The sequence below is a fragment of the Nocardia sp. KT25-26 genome, assembly GCF_056627695.1.
Genome location: NZ_CM152813.1, coordinates 5030068 through 5049316, shown reverse-complemented (window position 1 = coordinate 5049316; position 19249 = coordinate 5030068). Strand labels below are relative to the sequence as shown.

General features: G+C 70.8%; 14 protein-coding genes. 7 read left to right on the top strand and 7 right to left on the bottom strand.

Annotated elements, in window-relative coordinates:
- Window positions 1-11: 11 nt before the first annotated feature.
- Window positions 12-425: a DUF5319 domain-containing protein gene (locus AC1HFH_RS22920; protein ID WP_480244845.1), complete on the bottom strand. Its 414-nt coding sequence runs from the start codon at window positions 423-425 to the stop codon at window positions 12-14.
- 166 nt (window positions 426-591) lie between these two features.
- Here AC1HFH_RS22920 and guaB point away from each other — a divergent pair, with 166 nt between their 5' ends.
- Window positions 592-2142, top strand: a complete 1551-nt coding sequence (gene guaB, locus AC1HFH_RS22915) for an IMP dehydrogenase (protein ID WP_480247953.1) — start codon at window positions 592-594, stop codon at window positions 2140-2142.
- 149 nt (window positions 2143-2291) lie between these two features.
- The gene (locus AC1HFH_RS22910; protein ID WP_480244844.1) at window positions 2292-3449 is read left to right on the top strand and encodes a GuaB3 family IMP dehydrogenase-related protein; all 1158 of its coding nucleotides are present in this window, start codon (window positions 2292-2294) and stop codon (window positions 3447-3449) included.
- Window position 3450: 1 nt separating this feature from the next.
- On the opposite strand, the gene AC1HFH_RS22905 is transcribed toward AC1HFH_RS22910, so the two are convergent.
- Window positions 3451-4269 carry an alpha/beta fold hydrolase gene (locus tag AC1HFH_RS22905; protein WP_480244843.1) on the bottom strand — a complete coding sequence of 273 codons (819 nt, stop codon included), beginning with the start codon at window positions 4267-4269 and terminating at the stop codon, window positions 3451-3453.
- Between the two features lie 110 nt (window positions 4270-4379).
- Here AC1HFH_RS22905 and guaA point away from each other — a divergent pair, with 110 nt between their 5' ends.
- Window positions 4380-5951, top strand: coding sequence for a glutamine-hydrolyzing GMP synthase (guaA, locus tag AC1HFH_RS22900; protein WP_480244842.1), 1572 nt, complete (start codon window positions 4380-4382; stop codon window positions 5949-5951).
- 20 nt (window positions 5952-5971) lie between these two features.
- Here the strand turns inward: guaA and AC1HFH_RS22895 are convergent, their stop codons facing one another.
- The 3 genes from AC1HFH_RS22895 to AC1HFH_RS22885 form a co-directional block, all read right to left on the bottom strand.
- Window positions 5972-6127, bottom strand: coding sequence for a hypothetical protein (locus AC1HFH_RS22895; protein WP_480244841.1), 156 nt, complete (start codon window positions 6125-6127; stop codon window positions 5972-5974).
- A gap of 66 nt (window positions 6128-6193) precedes the next feature.
- Complete coding sequence (locus AC1HFH_RS22890; protein WP_480244840.1) at window positions 6194-6412, bottom strand: hypothetical protein; 219 nt, start codon at window positions 6410-6412, stop codon at window positions 6194-6196.
- Complete coding sequence (locus tag AC1HFH_RS22885; protein ID WP_480244839.1) at window positions 6405-8303, bottom strand: PspC domain-containing protein; 1899 nt, start codon at window positions 8301-8303, stop codon at window positions 6405-6407. The genes AC1HFH_RS22890 and AC1HFH_RS22885 overlap by 8 nt, the downstream gene beginning before the upstream one ends.
- Window positions 8304-9054: 751 nt before the next feature.
- Here AC1HFH_RS22885 and AC1HFH_RS22880 point away from each other — a divergent pair.
- On the top strand, window positions 9055-10341 hold the full coding sequence (locus AC1HFH_RS22880) for an ATP-binding protein (protein ID WP_480247952.1): 1287 nt from the start codon (window positions 9055-9057) through the stop codon (window positions 10339-10341).
- A gap of 108 nt (window positions 10342-10449) precedes the next feature.
- A complete protein-coding gene (locus AC1HFH_RS22875) occupies window positions 10450-11109 on the top strand; it encodes a response regulator (protein WP_480244838.1) in 660 nt (219 codons plus the stop codon).
- Window positions 11110-11282: 173 nt separating this feature from the next.
- On the opposite strand, the gene AC1HFH_RS22870 is transcribed toward AC1HFH_RS22875, so the two are convergent.
- Window positions 11283-12416, bottom strand: coding sequence for a serine/threonine-protein kinase (locus tag AC1HFH_RS22870; RefSeq protein ID WP_480244837.1), 1134 nt, complete (start codon window positions 12414-12416; stop codon window positions 11283-11285).
- Window positions 12417-12687: 271 nt separating this feature from the next.
- Here AC1HFH_RS22870 and AC1HFH_RS22865 point away from each other — a divergent pair, with 271 nt between their 5' ends.
- Window positions 12688-13425 carry a hypothetical protein gene (locus AC1HFH_RS22865; RefSeq protein WP_480244836.1) on the top strand — a complete coding sequence of 246 codons (738 nt, stop codon included), beginning with the start codon at window positions 12688-12690 and terminating at the stop codon, window positions 13423-13425.
- Window positions 13426-13582: 157 nt separating this feature from the next.
- Window positions 13583-15463, top strand: a complete 1881-nt coding sequence (locus tag AC1HFH_RS22860) for a DNA polymerase Y family protein (RefSeq protein WP_480244835.1) — start codon at window positions 13583-13585, stop codon at window positions 15461-15463.
- A gap of 75 nt (window positions 15464-15538) precedes the next feature.
- On the opposite strand, the gene AC1HFH_RS22855 is transcribed toward AC1HFH_RS22860, so the two are convergent.
- Window positions 15539-19246 (bottom strand): error-prone DNA polymerase, encoded by a 3708-nt coding sequence (locus AC1HFH_RS22855; protein ID WP_480244834.1) that lies wholly within the window; start codon window positions 19244-19246, stop codon window positions 15539-15541.
- Between the last annotated feature and the right edge of the window lie 3 nt (window positions 19247-19249).

The following is a 19249-nucleotide window of genomic DNA, read 5'->3' as shown; positions in this document are numbered from 1 at the left end:
GGTCGCGCGGTTCAGCTGTCGAAGCTGTCGAACCCGTCGCCGTGGAAAGCTTCGTTCATCGAGGCATCCGCATAGCCCCGGCAGTAGTCCCAGGTGACGTAGGCCTCGGGAGTCGGATCGTAGGCGGGCTCGTGCGGGCGGACCGTGCCGTCGACCAGCAACTGCAGCAGGTTGGCGCGCAGCATGTCCCAGTCGTGGTAGTGATCCTGCCGACAATCCTCGCAGCTGACCACGAGTCCGCGGATGCCTCGATGGGCCAGCAGCGCCTCGTAGACGGCGAGATCGGCGAGATCCTCTTCGACCGCCAGGCGCTCGTGAGCGTCCAGCGGTTCGCCCGGCTCGATGGCGTCGAGCGCGGCCGACGGGTCGGACGGATCTCCGGCGAACGGATCCGGCGGCAAGCCAGGTGGTAGATGGTCACGCACATCCCCACGGTACGCAGAACAGGGTGGTCTGCGCCAGCTATGCGGGCTGCCAGTTTCGCCGATCGCGGCACAGATACCATGGATGCGTTCATCCATTCCCCGGTCGGCCGCACCGCCGCCGGTGGCGATGGGGCTGCTGTCCGACGACCAGGAGGGGTCGATCCGAATGAGTAATCCCGTATCGGGCGAACGAGTCGCCGTGCGCCCTCCTACGGGTGGCGACGACCCGAACAAGATCGCCATGCTCGGCCTGACGTTCGACGACGTGCTGCTGCTGCCGGCCGCCTCGGATCTCATCCCCAGCTCGGTACAGACCGACAGCCGGTTGACCAGGGAGATCACCCTGCGGACGCCGCTGGTGAGCTCGGCCATGGATACCGTCACCGAGGCCCGGATGGCCATTGCGATGGCCCGGGCCGGTGGTATGGGTGTGCTGCACCGCAACCTGTCGGCCGCCGACCAGGCCGCCCAGGTGGAGACGGTCAAGCGGTCCGAGGCCGGGATGGTGACCGATCCGGTCACCTGCCGGCCGAGTGACACGCTGGCCGAGGTCGATGCCATGTGCGCCCGGTTCCGGATCTCCGGCCTGCCGGTGGTGGACGAGACCGGGGCGCTGGTGGGCATCATCACCAACCGCGATATGCGCTTCGAGGTCGATCAGGACCGCCGGGTCGCCGATGTGATGACCAAGGCGCCGCTGATCACCGCCCAGGAGGGGGTCACCGCGGAGGCGGCCCTGGGGCTGCTGCGCCGGCACAAAGTGGAGAAGCTGCCGATCGTGGACGGCAACGGCCGCCTGCGCGGGCTGATCACCGTCAAGGACTTCGTCAAGACCGACCAGTACCCGAACGCCACCAAGGACCGGGACGGCCGGCTGCTCGTCGGCGCCGCGGTCGGTGTCGGTGAGGATTCGTGGTCGCGCGCGATGTCGCTGGCCGATGCCGGTGCCGATGTGCTGATCGTCGACACCGCGCACGGTCACCAGGCGCAGGTGCTGCAGATGGTCGCCAAGGTCAAGGCCGAGGTGGGCGATCGGGTCCAGGTCGTCGGCGGCAACGTCGCCACCCGGGCGGGTGCGGCGGCGCTGGTGGAGGCCGGTGTCGATGCGGTGAAGGTCGGCGTGGGGCCCGGCTCCATCTGCACGACGCGCGTGGTCGCCGGTGTCGGCGCCCCGCAGATCACCGCGATCATGGAGGCGGTCGCCGCCTGCCGGGCGGCGGATGTCCCGGTCATCGCCGACGGCGGTGTGCAGTACTCGGGCGATGTCGCGAAGGCGATCGCCGCGGGTGCCTCGACCGTGATGCTCGGCTCGCTGCTGGCCGGTACGGCCGAGTCGCCGGGTGAGCTGATCCTGGTCAACGGCAAGCAGTTCAAGAGCTACCGCGGTATGGGCTCGCTGGGGGCCATGCAGGGACGTGGCCAGGCCAAGTCGTTCTCCAAGGACCGCTACTTCCAGGACGACGTCCTGTCCGAGGACAAGCTCGTTCCGGAGGGGATCGAGGGCCGGGTGCCGTTCCGTGGCCCGGTGAACCAGGTGATCCATCAGCTGATCGGCGGACTGCGGGCCGCGATGGGCTACACCGGGTCGTCGAACATCGAGCACCTGCAGCAGGCGCAGTTCGTGCAGATCACCGCGGCCGGCCTGAAGGAAAGCCATCCGCACGACATCACCATGACCGTCGAAGCCCCGAACTACACGGGTCGGGGAAAGTCGTAAAGCGGGCTGGATTCCGACACGCTCGAAACGTCCGGGCACTGACTTTTCAGGCGCAATCGGGCGGTTTCGCTCGGGTCGACCGGGCCGCAGCCGGTGCGGCCCGGCCCCGGACACGCGGCGCCGGCCGCTGATATCAAGGAGCTGAAAGCATGCGCGACATGGTGGAGATCGGCATGGGCCGTACCGCGCGTCGTACCTACGAACTCGACGATGTGGATATCGTGCCGTCGCGGCGCACCCGGTCGTCGAAGCAGGTGTCGGTGGCCTGGCAGCTGGATGCGTACCGGTTCGAGATCCCGGTGCTCACTCACCCCACCGATGCGCTGGTGTCGCCGCGCTCGGCGATCGAGCTGGGCCGGCTCGGCGGCCTCGGCGTGATCAACGGCGAAGGGCTCTGGGCCCGGCACGCGGACGTCCAGGACAAGATCGACCAGTTACTGGGATTGGTCGACAAGGGATCCTACGAACAGGCGATCGCCCTGCTGCAGGAGCTGCATGCGGCACCGATGCAGCCGGATCTGCTGGCCGCGGCGGTCGCCGAGGTCCGGGCGGCGGGCATCACCACCGCGGTGCGGGTGAGCCCGCAGCATGCGCGGGCGCTCACCCCGGGCCTGGTGCAGGCCGGTGTCGACCTGCTCGTCGTGCACGGCACCATCATCTCCGCCGAGCATGTCGGCGACGGCGAACCGCTGAACCTGAAGACCTTCATCGCCGAACTCGATGTGCCGGTGGTGGCGGGCGGCGTGAGCGACCACCGGACCGCCCTGCACCTGATGCGGACGGGCGCGGCCGGTGTGATCGTCGGGTACGGCTCCTACCCGGGCGCGACCACGACCGGTGAGGTGCTCGGTATCGGCGTGCCGATGGCTACCGCGATCGCGGATGCCGCGGCCGCCCGCCGCGACTACCTGGACGAGACCGGCGGCCGGTACGTGCACGTGATCGCCGACGGCGACATCGCCTCCTCCGGCCAGCTGGCCAAGGCCATCGCCTGCGGTGCCGACGCCGTGATGCTCGGCGGTCCGCTGGCCGTCGCCGCCGAAGCGCCCGGCCGCGGCTGGTACTGGCCGTCCGCGGCGGCCCATCCGTCGGTGCCGCGCGGTTCGTTCCTGCCGGTCGACGAGGCCTGGACCGACGGGCCCGGCGGTGAGACCACCCGCCCGGGCCTGGAACGGGTGCTCTACGGGCCGTCCGACGACCCGTTCGGTTCCCTGAATCTGGTCGGTGGGCTGCGGCGGTCCATGGCCAAGGCCGGCTACTCCGACCTCAAGGAGTTCCAGAAGGTCGGCCTGAGCGTGCGCGCCTGATTCAGCGGGCCGGGGTGGCCGCCGGTATCCGCGGCAGCCCGGCGCGATTCCGCAGAAAGGTCCGGATGGCACCGTTGACCCGATCGGCATGGGTCATGGTGACGCCGAGTCGCGCACCGGGCACCTCGACATAGGCCGCATCGGTGAGGCCATCGGCCAGCGCCCGGGCCCGGGATTCGGCGATACCGCTGTCCGCGGCGTGCAGGATCAGGGCCGGGCAGGTGATCTCGGCCAGCCGATCCAGCAGTGAATCCCGGCCCAGCAGGCAGCCCGCGGCGGCGTGCAGCCCGCGCGGGTTGAGGGTGAGCCAGCGACGGGTCCAGATGTCGCGGTACCACTCGTCGTCACCGATGAGCCAGTCGGCGAGCTGCCGCGCGGCGCGGGTCCGGTCGCCGCGATGGTGCCAATCGTCGAGAAAGCGCTGCGTGGCGCGGCGCTGGTCCTCGGTCGGGCCGTGCGCCTCGGTGCTGATCAGGATGAGCGCGGCCACCCGCTCGGGTGCGATCAGGGCGGCGCGCAGCGCGGTGAATCCGCCCTGCGCGGTGCCGCCGATCACGGCACGTTCCACGCCGAGATGGTCGAGCACGGTCAGCGCGTCCCGGGCGGCGGTCCAGAAGGTGAACGGCAACCGCTGGTCCTCGGTGCGTCCGTGGCCGCGGGCATCCCAGGCGACGATCCGGAACTCCGGGGCCAGCGCGGCCTGCTGGGAAGCGAACATGGTGCGGTCCATGAAGAATTCGTGGGCCAGCAGAATCACCGGTCCCGTGCCACCGCTGTCCTCGTAGTAGATGTCGGCATCGATCGCGCGGGCGAATGGCACGTGCACGAGGATAGTCAGCCGGATGCGGCCGATGCAGGGCATCCGCCGGATCGGTGCGGGTGCGGGCAGCCCCGTGGCTACCGGCCGAGCCGCCTCACTAAACTGGGCCGGTGGCAGAAACGCAGAGACCGGTCCTCGTCGTCGACTTCGGCGCCCAGTACGCCCAGCTGATCGCGCGCCGGGTGCGCGAGTCGAGCGTGTTCTCCGAAGTGATTCCGCACACCACCACGGTGGAGGAGATCGCCGACAAGGAGCCCCTGGCGGTGATCCTGTCCGGCGGTCCGGCCAGCGTGTATGCCGAAGGCGCGCCGCAGCTGGATGCGCGGCTGTTCGATCTCGGCATCCCGGTCTTCGGTATCTGCTACGGATTCCAGGCGATGGCGCAGGCCCTCGGCGGCACGGTGGCACACACCGGCACCCGCGAGTACGGCCGCACCGAGCTGAACATCGACGGCGGCATTCTGCACGGTGGTCTGCCGACCGTGCAGCCGGTGTGGATGAGCCACGGTGATGCGGTGACCGACGCGCCCGCCGGCTTCGAGGTCACCGGAACCACGGCGGGTGCGCCGGTGGCCGCGTTCGAGGACCGTGCGCGGCGGCTGGCCGGTGTGCAGTACCACCCCGAGGTGCTGCATTCGCCGCACGGGCAGCAGGTGCTGAGCCGCTTCCTGCACGAGGTCGCCGGCATCCGGGCAGCCTGGACGCCCGCGAACATTGCCGAATCGCTGATCGAGCAGGTACGTGCGCAGATCGGCTCCGGGCATGCGATCTGCGGCCTGTCCGGTGGCGTGGATTCTGCGGTGGCGGCCGCGCTGGTGCAGCGGGCCATCGGGGACCGGCTGACCTGTGTGTTCGTCGACCACGGGCTGCTGCGTTCCGGTGAGCGGGAGCAGGTGCAGCAGGACTTCGTCGCCGCGACCGGGGCCAAGCTGGTCACCGTCGACGCCGTCGACAAGTTCCTGGGCGAACTGAAGGGTGTGTCCGACCCGGAACAGAAGCGCAAGATCATCGGCCGCGAGTTCATCCGCTCCTTCGAGGACGCGGTGGCCGGGATCGTGGCTGCCGATACGACCGGAGATGCCGCGCCCGCTGTGGAATTCCTGGTGCAGGGCACCCTGTACCCGGATGTGGTCGAGTCCGGTGGTGGCACCGGCACCGCGAACATCAAGAGCCATCACAACGTCGGCGGGCTCCCGGAGGACTTGGAATTCCAGCTGGTGGAGCCGCTGCGGCTGTTGTTCAAGGACGAGGTGCGTGCGGTGGGCCGGGAGCTCGGCCTGCCGGAGGAAATGGTTGCGCGGCAGCCGTTCCCGGGGCCGGGGCTGGCGATCCGGATCGTCGGCGAGGTGACCGGCGAGCGGCTGGAGTTGCTGCGCCAGGCCGATGCGATCGCCCGGGAGGAGCTCACCGCGGCCGGGCTGGACGGGCAGATCTGGCAGTGCCCGGTGGTGCTGCTGGCCGATGTGCGCAGCGTCGGCGTCCAGGGCGACGGCCGCACCTACGGGCATCCGATCGTGTTGCGCCCGGTGACCAGTGAAGACGCGATGACCGCGGACTGGACCCGGTTGCCCTACGAGGTGCTGGAGCGGATCTCCACCCGGATCACCAACGAGGTCGCGGAGGTCAACCGGGTGGTGCTGGATGTGACGAGCAAGCCGCCGGGCACCATCGAATGGGAGTGATCAGCTCCGGCCCGCCGGGATCAGTCGGGCATCTCGCCGCGGGGCCGGTGGGTGGCTTCGGATTCGACGCTCCACAGCAGCGGGCTCAATCTGGTGGTGCCGGGCGGGGACTGGGCGCCGAGCAGTAGCAGCCGGGCGAGTGGCACCGTGGTGCCGGAGGGGTTCGGATCGGTCATTCCTGGCGTCCTGTCCAAAGATCCGGCCCGCGCGGGGCGGGCCGGATCGGTCATCGGGGATTCGGTTCAGTTCTTGCGCCGGGGCGCGATGATCAGCAGCAGCCCGACGACGATCGCGGCACCGACCGCGATCCAGCCGATCGGCAGCAGCGTGGCATCCGGCAGGGTGAACGGGCCGGCCAGGGCCCAGATGCTGAGCAGGATCGCCAGCAGGCCGCTGATCAGCAGTGCGTAGGCCGGGCGGCGCTTACCGGTGCCGGTCGCGCTGGTTTTCGATTCAGTCACGGACGATCGCCGCCTCTCCTACTCGGATGTCCACGGTCAGGTCCAGCACGGGAGCGCCCGGGGTGTTCGGGCCGGTGATGCCGGAGCAATTCGATTCACCCAGGGCGACATCGCAGGTGGCGTCGACGGTCATATCCGCCGGGACGAGCACGGTGGCGTCGCCCATACCCATCGACAATTCCACCGCCTTGGACTCGGTGAGGTCCAGGTTTCGCAGATCCAGGGTGGCCGATCCCATACCCAGCCGGTACTCGGATTCGAGCTGGGCGACCGATTCCGGCGTCCACACTCGTTCCCCCGCGGTGAATTCCGTGAAGTCGATCGGGCCGATCAACGAGGCCAGCAGGACGAACCCGGCCAGCGGCGCCGCCAGCAGCAGGAGCCCGTATCCGCGCCGCAGGAATGCGCCGGCGACCAGGCCGAGGCCGACGACGGCCAGTGCGATCGCGGCGATCCGGGCCGGTGTCATCCACTCCGCGCCGGCTGCCGCGGCTGCTCCGGCTCCGGCCGCCGCCAGCATGGCGAGGCCGATGACCACCGGTGTCAGGCGGGAACGCGGCTTCCTGGGCGGCTGCGCCTCGCGCACCGGTGCCGTTACCGGAGCCGGCTCGGGCAGGTCCCAGGCCATCGGCGCGACGCCCAGCGGATCCCAGCCGGGCGGGATCTGTGCGCCACGCGACCCGTCCTGCACGGTGGTGCGGGTGGGTTCGGGACCCGATCCGGGCGTCTTCGTGAACGTGGGAGGTTCCGGTGCGGGCTCAGGAGTATCGGATTCGGATGCGGGGGTACCGGTTTCCGGTGCATCGGCGTCGGCCGCCGCGGTGGTGCCGGTGTCCGGGGCTGCGTCGGCGGCCACGAGGGGCGGGTCTACGTCGGTCGCAGCAGGGTTCGGGTCTACGTCGGCCGCCGCGGGGTGCGGGGCGTCGTTGTCCGTGTCCCCGGGGTTCGGCGCTTCGTTGTCGGTGTCCCCGGGGTGCTCGGGGGAACCGGCAGCGGTGGCGACCGATTCCGGCCGGGCCGCGAGTGGGGCCGTGGGCCGGTCCGGAGTTGTGTCGGTGGAGCGGTCGGGAGTTGTGCCGGTGGTGCGGGGTGCCGCCGGATCACCGGGGTTCGGATCGGGGATCGCGGCTGCCGTGACATCCGCGGTGCGGTTCGGGGGCGCCGCGGAGTCGCCCCCGGAGTGGCGGACCGGCTCGGTGACGGCTTCGTCCTTCTGCAGGTCGATGCGGGTGGTCGTGGTGCCCTCGGCGGTTTCGGCCCCGGTCGGGGCGGTGTTGCCGGGCGTCGCCGGAGTGGCGGTTCCGGCACCCGGGGCGGTGAACGAGCGGCCCGGTTCGGGAACGTATGCGTCCGGCAGGTTGGTGTACGGGGTGTAGAGGTACCCGGACATCGGCGCCGTCGGGTATCCGGTATCGGTGAAACCGGCGGTGCCGTCGCCGGCCCCGGTCCAGGGGTAACCGGAAGGTAGTTGTGGATGTCGCAGGTACAGCATCCACCAGCTGGCCAGCATCAGTGCCAGACTGATCAGTCCTGATCCGCCCATTCCGGAGCCGAGTGGTGCCATGGTGACCGCTGCGATCACCAGTGCCACGATCAGGACCACCCGTTTGGTCTGCGAGGTGGGCCGGGAGGCATTGTCCGCGAGGGCTGCGGTGGCGCCTGCCTCTGTCTCGGCCGCATTGAGGACCAGCCAGGCCAGCAGATAGAGCACCACGCCCGCGCCGCCGAAGATCGTCGACACGACGAAGGCGACCCGGATCAGCACCGGGTCCACGCCGTAGCGCAGACCGAAGCCGGCGGCGACACCGGCGATCGGGCCTCGCCGGGGCAGCCGGACGGGCCGCGTCTGCCACATCTGGTGGACCTGGTCGGCGAAGCTCGTTCTAGTCATGTTCTCCATGGTGTGCCTGCCCGGGGGTCCGGCGCATCAGGGGCAACCCTGAATCCTCACCCGATCCGACCTGCACGGAAAGGTTCAGGGTGATTCCCGATGCCCGGATCGGGGCATGCGTGCCAGTATCGGAATCATGGACCCATCCGTGCCCGCCGTGCCCCGGTCCGCAGCCGACTCGGGGACTTCCCCGACCGCTGTCCCCGGCGTCGAGGAGGATGCGTCGTCCCGCCCGATCCCGGCCGACTCGCGAACCGCCCCGTCGACCACAGGTGCACCCGCATCGCCGGACCAGCGGGGCACGTCGGCGCCGTCCGCCCACACCCCGGCGCCCGACGCTGCAGCGTCGGCACCAGGATCAGAATCCGGCATGGCGCAATTCGCGGATGCCCACGCGAGGATTCCCTCCGCAACGGCCGGTGTGTCTCCGATCGCGGCATCCCACCTGGGGGCATCCGACCCGGGGGCACGCAGCGGTGACGGTACGACGGCTGCCGGTGGTCCGGGGCGAGTGGCTCGACCAGCGGCATCCGCCGGTGCTCCGCCGACCGTCGGCAATGCCCGGTACGGCTGCGGGACGGGCAACCCCTGGGCGTCCGGCAACGTTCCGCTGTACGTGCGGCGCTGGTACGCCCGGGCGGGGACGCGTAACCGAGGACCGCAGTGGGGCGCCGCCGGGGCGGCTTACGGGCCGGTCGGTGGCGGTGCGCCGCAGTGGTGGTCCGGTGCCCCGGCCGGGTACCCCGCACCGGTGCGGCCCGGCGCCGCGCCGGCGCCGATACCGGACGGGCCGCGGCTGGTCCGCCGATCGGGCGGCCGGATCATCGGCGGTGTCGCGGGCGGTATCGCCGACCATCTCGGCGTCGACGTGTTCAAGGTGCGGATGGTATTCGTGCTGCTGTCGGCGCTGATGGGGGCCGGTCTGGTGGCCTATGCCCTGCTGTGGATCTTCACTCCCGGCGGCGAGGACGCCACGAAACCGTCCGGTGACGAACGCCGGCAGGCGATCGGCCTGGCCCTGCTCGGGTTCGGTCTGGCGGCCGCGGTGTCGGTGCTGTTCCAGGGCAGCGCCGCCCGGGTGGTGATCCCGATCGTGGTGGTGGCGGTGGGTGCGGCGCTGGTCTGGCGCGAATACGACACCGCCGCGCCCGGGGCACGCGCGCTGTTCGGCCTGCCCGCCCGGCCCTCGGTGATCACCTGGTCCCGGATCGTGGCCGGGGCCACGCTGATCGTGGTCGGTCTGGGGGTGGTGGTGCTGGCGCGCATCGATCTGAACTCGCTCGGGTCCGCGCTGATCGCGGTGGCCGTCACCCTGGTCGGCGCCGGACTGCTGACGGTGCCGCTGTGGCTGCGGATGGCCGGTGCATTGGATGCGGAACGCGCCGCCCGGATCCGCAACGAGGAACGCGAGGAGATCGCCTCGCATCTGCACGATTCGGTGCTGCAGACCCTGGCGTTGATCCAGCGGCAGGCCGGCGACTCCCAGGAGGTGCTGCGGCTGGCCCGCGGTCAGGAGCGGGAGCTGCGTAACTGGCTGTTCGACGATCCCGCGCCCGTCGAATCCAGCCTGGCGGCGGCGCTGAAGACGATCGCCGGTGAAGTGGAGGATCAGCACGGGGTCAAGGTGGCCCCGGTGACCGTCGGCGATGTCTCGATGGACCTGGACGATTCCGGCGCCGGCCTGCCCAAGGAACATTTCACCGCCCTGCTCGGCGCCTGCCGGGAGGCCCTGGTGAATGCCGCCAAACACGCCGGCGTGGCCGAGATCGACCTGTTCGCCGAGACCGAACCGCATCAGGTGAGCGTGTTCGTGCGTGATCGCGGCACCGGGTTCGATCCCGATACCGTGCCCGGCGACCGGCAGGGGGTGGCGAAGTCGATGCGGGCCAGGATGGAGCGGCGCGGTGGCCGGGTGGAGATCCGGTCGACTCTCGGCCGTGGCACCGAGGTGCGGATCACCCTCCCCCGTCGGGATTCCGGTGCGGAGCCGGAGCCCTCCGATGCGGAACCCGAGACCGCGGAGGCGGGCCGCGACTGATTGCCGTGGTTCGTTCGGTGTCCGCTGAGCGTTTCCGGGAGCTTGTGGTACCGATGAAGGGCCCCGGAGACGTTTCACGGTGGCGGAGGAGATGAGGAGTAGCTGTCAGTGTCTGTTCGGGTCTTTCTGGTCGACGACCATGCCGTGTTCCGGTCCGGGGTGCGGGCCGAGCTGAGCCGGGAGGCCGATATGGAGGTGGTCGGCGAGGCCGGTGGGGTAGCCGAAGCGATCTCCGGGATCGGCGCCTCCCGGCCGGACGTGGTGCTGCTGGACGTGCACATGCCCGATGGCGGCGGGGTGGCGGTGCTGCGCGGTATCGATGACCGGGCCGAAGCCGGTTCGGCCCCGGTATGCCTGGCGCTGAGCGTCTCCGATGCCGCCGAGGACGTGATCGCGGTGATCCGGGCGGGTGCCCGCGGCTATGTCACCAAGACCATCTCCGGCGCCGAGCTGGCCGACGGTATCCGCCGGGTCGCCGGGGGCGACGCGGTGTTCAGTCCACGCCTGGCCGGTTTCGTCCTGGACTCGTTCACCGGCCGTTCCCCCGCCCCGGAGCCACCCCTGGATCCGGAGCTGGACTCGCTCACCCCGCGCGAACTCGAGGTACTGCGGCTGCTCGCCCGCGGCTACACCTACCGCGAGATCGCCGAAACCCTGTTCATCTCGGTGAAGACGGTGGAAACCCACGCCTCCAACGTGCTGCGCAAGACCCAGCAGTCCAACCGCAACGCCCTGACCAGATGGGCACATCGCCGCCGCATCGATTGAGCGCCCCGCAACCGGAAACAATCTCAGAGGCAGGGCTTCCCGGAGCGACGAAGTCGCTCCCGGAGCGGCCCCGCCTCGATTTTGGACTGACGGAGCGAAGGAGCGAAGCGACTGAGCGGAGGAGGGAAAAATCGAGGCCCCGTCAGGGGCCGCGACTCGAGCAGCGGAGCTGCTCAATTGAGCACAGCGATGATGATTCCGATGAGGATGATCAGGCCGATCAGGAGGCCGACGGCGATGGCCAAGGGGGCGCCGTCGGGGAGTTCGTCCAGGATGCTCCGGTTGCCGCCGGATGTGGTGGGTGCAGCGGCAGCGGTGGGGGTGGGGCGCGGGGGCCGGGGTAGTGGTGTCGAGTGCGGGCTGCGCAGGCCGGCGGCCGAGTTGCGGGCGGCCCAGGCCGGGATGGTGCCGTCTTCGGTGCGTACCGGGGCGCCCAGGATGTGCGGGGCGGTGCCGGGGCCGAAGGCGGCGGTGAGGATTTCGTCGCGGGCCTCGGCCATGGTGGGGCGGCGCTGCGGGGCGGGTTCCATCATGTGCAGCAGGGCGGCGGTGAGGACACCGCTGCGTCCGGGCGGAATGATCTGTGCCATGGCGGCCCGCTCGACCAGCACGTCGCTGTCTTCGTGGAAGCCGAACGGCGGCTGTCCTTCGACGGCCGTGTAGAGGGTGGCGCCGAGCGAGAACACATCGCTGGCCTCGGTGGGTTTGGCGCCGCGCGCCACTTCGGGCGGCAGATAGGCGGGGGTGCCGGTGATCATGTCTTCGGAGTCGTCCGCGTCGCCGGCGCCGCGGGAGATGCCGAAGTCGCTGAGTTTGGCCATGCCGACACCGTTGCCGCGGTCGGCGACCAGGATGTTGCCGGGTTTGATGTCGCGATGCACGATGCCGACGGCGTGGGCGGCCGAGAGTGCGTCGGCGACCTGGGCGCCGATCTGGGCGACCTCGATCGGGGGCAGGGTCTCGACCAGGGCCAGCGCCTTCGCCACATTGCGTGAGGGCAAGTGCTCCATCACCAGCCAGGGTTCGCCGGCCTCGATGACCACGTCGTAGACGGCGATGGCGTGTTCGTGGGAGAGCTTGGCGGCAACCCGGCCCTCGTGCACGATCCGGCGCCGGATCTCCTCGGCTTCGGTTTCGCTCATTCCGACGGTGGAGAGCACCTGTTTGATGGCGACATCGCGGTTGAGCAGTCGGTCGGTCGCGAGCCACACCGCGCCCATTCCGCCGCCTCCCAACTTCGACTGCAGGCGGTAGCGGCCCGCGACGAGGTAGTCGGGGCCGACGATGGGACGAGCACGTTCGGTCACGGGAGCGAGGGTAGCGGAAATCCTTGACACCTGACCGGATTCTGTGCTTCACCGGTGCGACACGTCACCGGGCCGGGCCGGAAGACGGCCTGGTGCCGGGGCCGGACCGTGCCTCGTCCGAACGTGGCCGACCACCACTGTCATACTCGAACATACATTCGAATATGATCGATAGCTGAGGTGATGCTGACCTGTTCCGGTCCGGGACTGTCCCGCCGGTTCGTGGCAGGCGTGTCGCACCTCGGGTCCATCGTGGAAGTAGGTGGTGTTGATGGGTTCGAATGTGCAGTTGCTCGATGAACTGCGACGACGGATGGCCGAGGTGCCCGGCCGAGTCGGCGACGCGACAGATGCGGTCCGGGAACACGGTTCGGGCACCCCGGTGCCGCCGGCGACCCTGCCGGTACCGGCCGCCCTTGCGGAATTGTTGCCGGACGGTGGTCTGGCCAAGGGGTCCGTGATCGCGTTCCACGGAACGAACTCGTTGCTTTCCGGTCTGCTGGCATCGGTGACCGAAGCCGGTGGCTATGCGGCGGTGGTCGGTCTGCCCCGGCTCGGGCTGCTGGCGGCGGCGGAGATGGGTGCCGAACTGTCCCGGCTGGCGGTGATCCCCGACCCGGGCGCGGACCCGGCGGAGATCGCGGCGGTGCTGCTCGACGGGCTCGACCTGGTGGTGCTCGGTCTCGGCGGCCGGGCGATGCCACCGGCCCGCTGCCGGGTGCTGGCCGCCCGGGCCCGCAACCGCAGCACCACCCTGGTGGTCACCGACGGCGACTGGGCGAATCCGGCACTTCGCCTGGACTCCCGTATCGCGGGGTATCGCGGGCTGGGCGCGGGGCGCGGGCGGCTGCGTTCGGTGTGCCTGGATGTCCGGGTGCGCAGCCGGTCCGGCCCACCCGCATACGGACGCCTGGACCTGTGCGCGGGGCCCGGCCGCACCGAGTGGCGGACCGAAGCCGCCGGGTCCGCGGCGGTGCCCGCCGCGGCTGTCCGGGAGGCGACGGGATGAGCGCCCCTCCGGATCCGGCGGTTGCTGCCGGGACCCGGGTGCCCGGGGCGGGGCGAAATACGGCCCCCGGTGTGTTCTCGTCTGGGGTCGCGGTGTCGGGGTGGGGTGTGGTCTCCGGTGTCCTCCCGCCCGGGGGACCGGCGCCGGGGTGGCGGTGATGGCGGCACGGCGAGTGCTGGCGGTGTGGTGCCCGGACTGGCCGGCCGTGGCGGCCGCCGCGGTGGGCGGGGTACCGGCGGCCCGCCCGGTGGCGGTGCTGCATGCGAACCGGGTGGTGGCCTGTTCGGCGCCGGCCCGGGCGGCGGGAGTGCGGCGCGGGCTGCGCCGGCGCGAGGCCGAGGCGCGGTGTCCGGAGTTGGTGACCGTAGCCGCGGACCCGGATCGGGATGCGCGGCTGTTCGAGCCGGTGGTGGCCGCGGTCGCAGAGGTCGTGCCCGGGGCGGAAGTGCTGCGACCGGGGCTGCTGGTGTTGCCTGCTCGGGGTGCGTCCCGGTTCTTCGGGTCCGAGGCGGCGGCTGCGGAGCGCCTGATCGATGCGGTGGCTGCGGCGGGTGCCGAGGCACAGATCGGGATCGCCGATGAACTGTCCACCGCGGTCGTCGCGGCCCGGCAGGCAGCGATCGTGCCGGCCGGGCAGAGCGCTCGGTTCCTGGCGCCGCTGCCGGTGGCCGAACTCGGCCGCGAGCCGAGCCTGGCCGGGCCGGAACGCGCGGAACTGATCGATCTGCTGCACCGGCTCGGCCTGCGTCGGATCGGCGATTTCGCCCGGCTGCCGGTGGCCGATGTGGCCGGGCGGTTCGGCGCCGATGCGGTCCTGGCGCACCGGTGTGCCCGGGCCCGGCCGGAACGTGCCCCGGGCGCCCGGCCGCCGAGCCCCGACCTGGCGGTCGAATATGTCTGCGACCCGCCGATCGATCGGGTCGATGCCGCCGCTTTCGCCGGTCGAATGCTGGCTGCTCGGTTGCATGCGGCGCTGTCCGATGCGGGCGTGGCCTGTACTCGACTGTCGATCGGTGCCGTGACCGAATCCGGTCGCGAACTGTCCAGGACCTGGCGATGTGCCGAGCCGCTCACGCCGGATGACACCGCCGACCGGATCCGCTGGCAACTGGACGGCTGGCTCACCGCCGAGCGGCGACGCCTGGCTCGGGAAGCGCGATCCCGGAACGACGAAGCAGTCGACTCCGGTTCTCGCGCCGATACCGCCGGATGGCGAATCGGCCGGATGCCCCGCGGTGAACCGGGCGATCCCGAGGTGTCGGGCGACGGCACCCACCCCGCTGCGGCGGGCCGTCGGCATCGGGCAGGAACCGGCGGTTACGTCCGCGGGCCCGAGTTCGCCGCTGGACGAGGTCTCGTCCGCAACAGTGGTACCGAGGAAGACGATGCGCCGGCGCTGTCGCGGCGTGCGGTTTTCGAGGGGCGGCCCGGCAGTGCGGAAGGTGGGCCGTTCGGTGTGGCGGACCCGATCACCGTCTTGCGGCTGGAGCCGGTGGAAGTAGTGGCCGCTTCGGCACTGCAGCTGGGGCTGTGGGGTGGTGCGGGGGAGGTGCAGGAGCGGGCGCGTCGGGCGTTGGTGCGGGTGCAGGGGTTGCTCGGCGGCGAAGCGGTGCGAGTAGGGGTGCGCAGTGGTGGACGGGGACCGGCGGAACGGGTCACCCTGGTGGCGCTCGGCGACGAGCTCGTGCCCGCTGCCGATCCGGAATCACCTTGGCCGGGGCAGCTTCCGCAACCCGCACCCACGCTGCTGTTACTCGACCGGCCCCGGGTCCATCTGCTCGATCGATCCGATGCCCCGGTGCGGGTCACCGAGCGGGGTTCGTTCAGCGCCGATCCCGTCCGGCTGGAATGGGGCAGCCGCAGCTGGATGCTGGCCGGGTGGGCGGGCCCCTGGCCGGTGGACGAACAGTGGTGGACCCCGGACGGTGCGTTCATCGCCCGCGCCCAGGTGCTGCCGGACGGCACGCCCGCGGAGGTCCGGGCGGTCCTGCTGTGTTTTCGCGACGAAGTCTGGTGCGCGGAAGGGGTGTACGAATAGCCGCGAGGTGGGCGAAAGCGGCAACGCCCCGGTGATGTGAGGGCAGGCCGGACCCGGGGTGTCGAGGCTTTGGGTTCATCGAAAGTCGCGGGAGCGGGCGGCTATGCGGAGGTCGAGGGGGGCGAGGTGGTCGGCGAGGACGCTTGCTGCGCCTTCGGCGTTCTGGAGGCGGCCGCGGATGAGGAGGGCGGGGGCGCTCTGGGCCAGGTGGCGGTGGCGGGTCCACAGGCCCACCGAGCAGACGACATTGACCATGCCGGTTTCGTCTTCCAGGTTGATGAAGGTGACGCCGGCGGCGGTGGCGGGGCGTTGGCGGTGGGTGACGGCACCGCCGACCAGGATCCGGGTTCCGTCGGGGATCGACAGCAGGGTGGCGGCGGGGGCCACACCGAGGGAGTCGAGATACTGCCGCAGGAACTCGGTGGGGTAGCTGCCGGGGGAGATGCCGTTGGCCCACACATCGGCTGCCGCCAGTTCCAGGGCGCTCATCCCCGGTAGTGCGGGTGCGTTCACCACCGGCCCGGTACCGGGCAGCAGATGCGGCCGTTCCTGGGCGGCGGCACCCGCGGCCCACAATGCCGCTCGCCGCACCGACCCCGATTCCGGGGAGGCACCCGCCGGATCCGCCCCCGATTCCGCAACCGCTGATCGAGCACCCGTGCCCCGAGCGTCATCTCCGGGCGCATGCGGGGTAGCCCGTCCCACCCTGCCCGGATTTCCTGGCGCAGCCGGTTGTGTACGGCCGGGTTCCGGCTGCTCCGCACGTGATGCATCGTGGTCCGAGCTGGTTCCGGACGGGTGCCTCGAATCCGGGCGGTGCGAGACGCCATCGATCCGGCGGTCGCCCGGCGCCGGCGTGTTGCCGTGGCCGGATTCCGCCGTGGCCACCAGTGTGTCCAGTGCGCCCGCCGTGGCCAGGGACTCCGCCTGATGGACGGTGAGTTCCACCCGCCCGGTGAGGTCACGCATCGAGGTGTAGGGGCGGTCCGCCCGTTCGGTGACGATTCGTTCGGCGAGTTCGGTGCCGATGTGTCTCACTCCGGACAGACCGAGACGGATCTCGGTGCCCCGGTGTTCCAGGGTCGCTTCGGCTGCGGAGGCGTTGATGTCCGGGCCGTGGACGCGCACGCCGTGCCGGCGGGCGTCGGCGACCAGCGATTGCGGTGAATAGAATCCCATCGGCTGGGCCCGGAGCAGCCCGGCGCAGAACGCCGCCGGATGATGCAGTTTGAACCAGGCCGAATAGAACACCAGGGCGGCGAAGCTCTGCGAATGGCTCTCCGGGAAACCGAAGTTCGCGAAGGCGTAGAGCTTCTCGTAGATGCGGTCGGCGACCTCGCCGGTGATGCCGTGCTTTTCCCGCATACCCGCATAGAGCCGTTCCCGCAGGCGTTCCATCTTCTCGGGTGAGCGTTTCGAACCCATGGCGCGGCGCAGTTGGTCGGCCTCGGCGGCGGTGAACCCGGCGACATCGACCGCCATCTGCATGAGCTGCTCCTGGAACAGCGGCACCCCGAGCGTGCGGCCCAGCGAATTCGCCAGCGCCGGATGGTCGTAGCTGACCTCCTCCTGCTCGTTGCGGCGGCGGATGTACGGGTGCACCGAACCGCCCTGGATCGGTCCGGGCCGGATCAATGCCACCTCCACCACGAGGTCGTAGAACTCGCGCGGGCGCAGCCGGGGCAGGGTGGCCATCTGCGCCCGGGATTCCACCTGGAACACGCCGACCGAGTCGGCGCGGGACAGCATTTCGTACACCGCGGGCTCGGTGAGGTCGAGCCGGTGCAGGTGTACGGTCTCGCCCTTGTGCTCGGCCACCAAATCGATCATGTAGTGCAGTGCCGAGAGCATGCCCAGCCCGAGCAGGTCGAACTTCACCAGCCCGGCGGCGGCGCAATCGTCCTTGTCCCATTGCAATACGCTGCGGCCCGGCATCCGGGCCCACTCCACCGGGCAGACGTCGGCGACCGGCCGGTCGCAGATCACCATGCCACCGGAATGGATACCCAGATGCCGGGGCAGGCCCTCCAATTCGGCGGCCAGGGTCAGCACGTTCTCGGGGATGCCGGTATCGGTATCGGCGGCGACCCCACTCCATCGGCTCACCCGTTTACTCCAGGCGTCCTGCTGGCCGGGGGAGAACCCGAGCGCTCGCGCGGCATCACGGACCGCCGATTTGCCCCGGTAGGTGATGACGTTCGCGACCTGCGCGGCATAGTCGCGGCCGTACTTCGTGTAGACGTGCTGGATCACTTCCTCGCGGCGGTCGGATTCGATGTCGACGTCGATATCGGGTGGGCCGTCGCGCTCCGGGGAGAGGAAGCGTTCGAACAGCAGCTCGTTGCGTACCGGGTCCACATTGGTGATGCCGATCGCGAAGCAGACCGCCGAGTTGGCCGCCGAACCTCGGCCCTGGCAGAGGATGTCGTGCTCGTGGCAGAAGGTCACGATGTCGTGCACCACCAGGAAATAGCCGGGAAAGCCCAGCTGCCGGATGATCGCCAGTTCGTGTTCGAGTTGCCGGTACGCCGGCGGGTTCTGTTGCGGCGGACCGTATCGCCGGGCGGCGCCGGTATAGGTGAGTTCGCGCAGCCAGGAGTTCTCGTCGTGTCCGGCGGGGACGTCGAAGGGCGGCAGCTCCGGGGCGATCAGCGCGAGGTCGAAAGCACATTCGGCGGCCAGCTCGGCGGCCCCGGTCACCGCGCGGGGGCAGTCGGCGAACAGCCGGGCCATCTCGGCACCGGAACGCAGGTGGGCGCCGCCGGTGGGGGCGAGCCAGCCGGCGATGTCGTCCAGGCTGAGCCGGGCGCGCAGCGCGGCCAGCGCCATCGCCCGCCGGCGTTGCGCCGGGGCAGCGAAGTGTGCTCCGGTGGCCGCCACCACCGGCAGCCCGAGCCGGTCGGCGAGGGCGATCAGGTGGGCGTTGCGTTCGTCGTCGGTGGGTATGCCGTATCGGGTGAGTTCCACGGTGACCCGGTCGGCGCCGAATCGGTCGATCAGATCTCGAAGTGCTGCTTCGGCATCCGGCAGCCCGGTGGCACCGGCGGCCAGGTCCCGGGCCAGGGCCCGCCGCAACTGTCCTTTGCGGCATCCGGTGAGTATCTGCCAATGGCCACCGGCGGCAGCGGTGAGTGCATCCAGGTCGTAGCGCAGAATGCCCTTCTCGCCGGCGGCCAGGTGTGCCGCCGCGATCTCCCGGGAGAGTCGGCGATACCCTTCCTGGCCGCGCGCCAGGATCAGTAGATGAGTGTCCGCCGGGTCCGGGGTGCCGGTGCGCGGCAGCGAGTCCGGGGCGAAGAGATGCGCGTTCGCCGGCTGTGCCGCAGTTGCTGCGGGTGGGCGCCGGACCGGTTCCCCGGCGGACGGCGGTGTTCCGCGTGCCGGACGGCCGGATGTCGGTCGGGCTCCCAGCGAGAGCTCCGCACCGAAGACCGTCGGCAGGCTCCATTCCCGCGCCGCCTCGGCGAACCGCACGGTGCCGTAGAGCCCGTTGTGGTCTGTGAGGGCGAGGGCGGAAAGACCCAGCCGCACCGCCTCTTCCACCAGTTCTTCGGGGTGGCTCGCCCCGTCGAGGAAGCTGTACGCCGAATGGGCGTGCAGCTCCGCATACGGGACCACCGGGCCGGCCGGACGTTCCCCCGGCTCGGCCCGGTACTCCCCGCGGGTGCGGGTCCAGGCGGGGCTGTCGCTGCCGTCGCCCACTTCGGGGGCGGCCCGCCGCGGCCGGCCGGAGAGCACGCGCTCCAGCTCGGACCAGGTCGGCGGCCCGTTGCTCCATCCCACCCG

What these genes read in the sequence shown, in the direction of transcription:
- guaB (WP_480247953.1), top strand. Translation starts at nt 592, where the DNA reads ATGAGTAATCCCGTATCGGGCGAACGAGTCGCCGTGCGCCCTCCTACG.
- AC1HFH_RS22910 (WP_480244844.1), top strand. Translation starts at nt 2,292, where the DNA reads ATGCGCGACATGGTGGAGATCGGCATGGGCCGTACCGCGCGTCGTACC.
- AC1HFH_RS22895 (WP_480244841.1), bottom strand. Translation starts at nt 6,127, where the DNA reads ATGACCGATCCGAACCCCTCCGGCACCACGGTGCCACTCGCCCGGCTG.
- AC1HFH_RS22885 (WP_480244839.1), bottom strand. Translation starts at nt 8,303, where the DNA reads ATGACTAGAACGAGCTTCGCCGACCAGGTCCACCAGATGTGGCAGACG.
- AC1HFH_RS22865 (WP_480244836.1), top strand. Translation starts at nt 12,688, where the DNA reads ATGGGTTCGAATGTGCAGTTGCTCGATGAACTGCGACGACGGATGGCC.
- AC1HFH_RS22860 (WP_480244835.1), top strand. Translation starts at nt 13,583, where the DNA reads ATGGCGGCACGGCGAGTGCTGGCGGTGTGGTGCCCGGACTGGCCGGCC.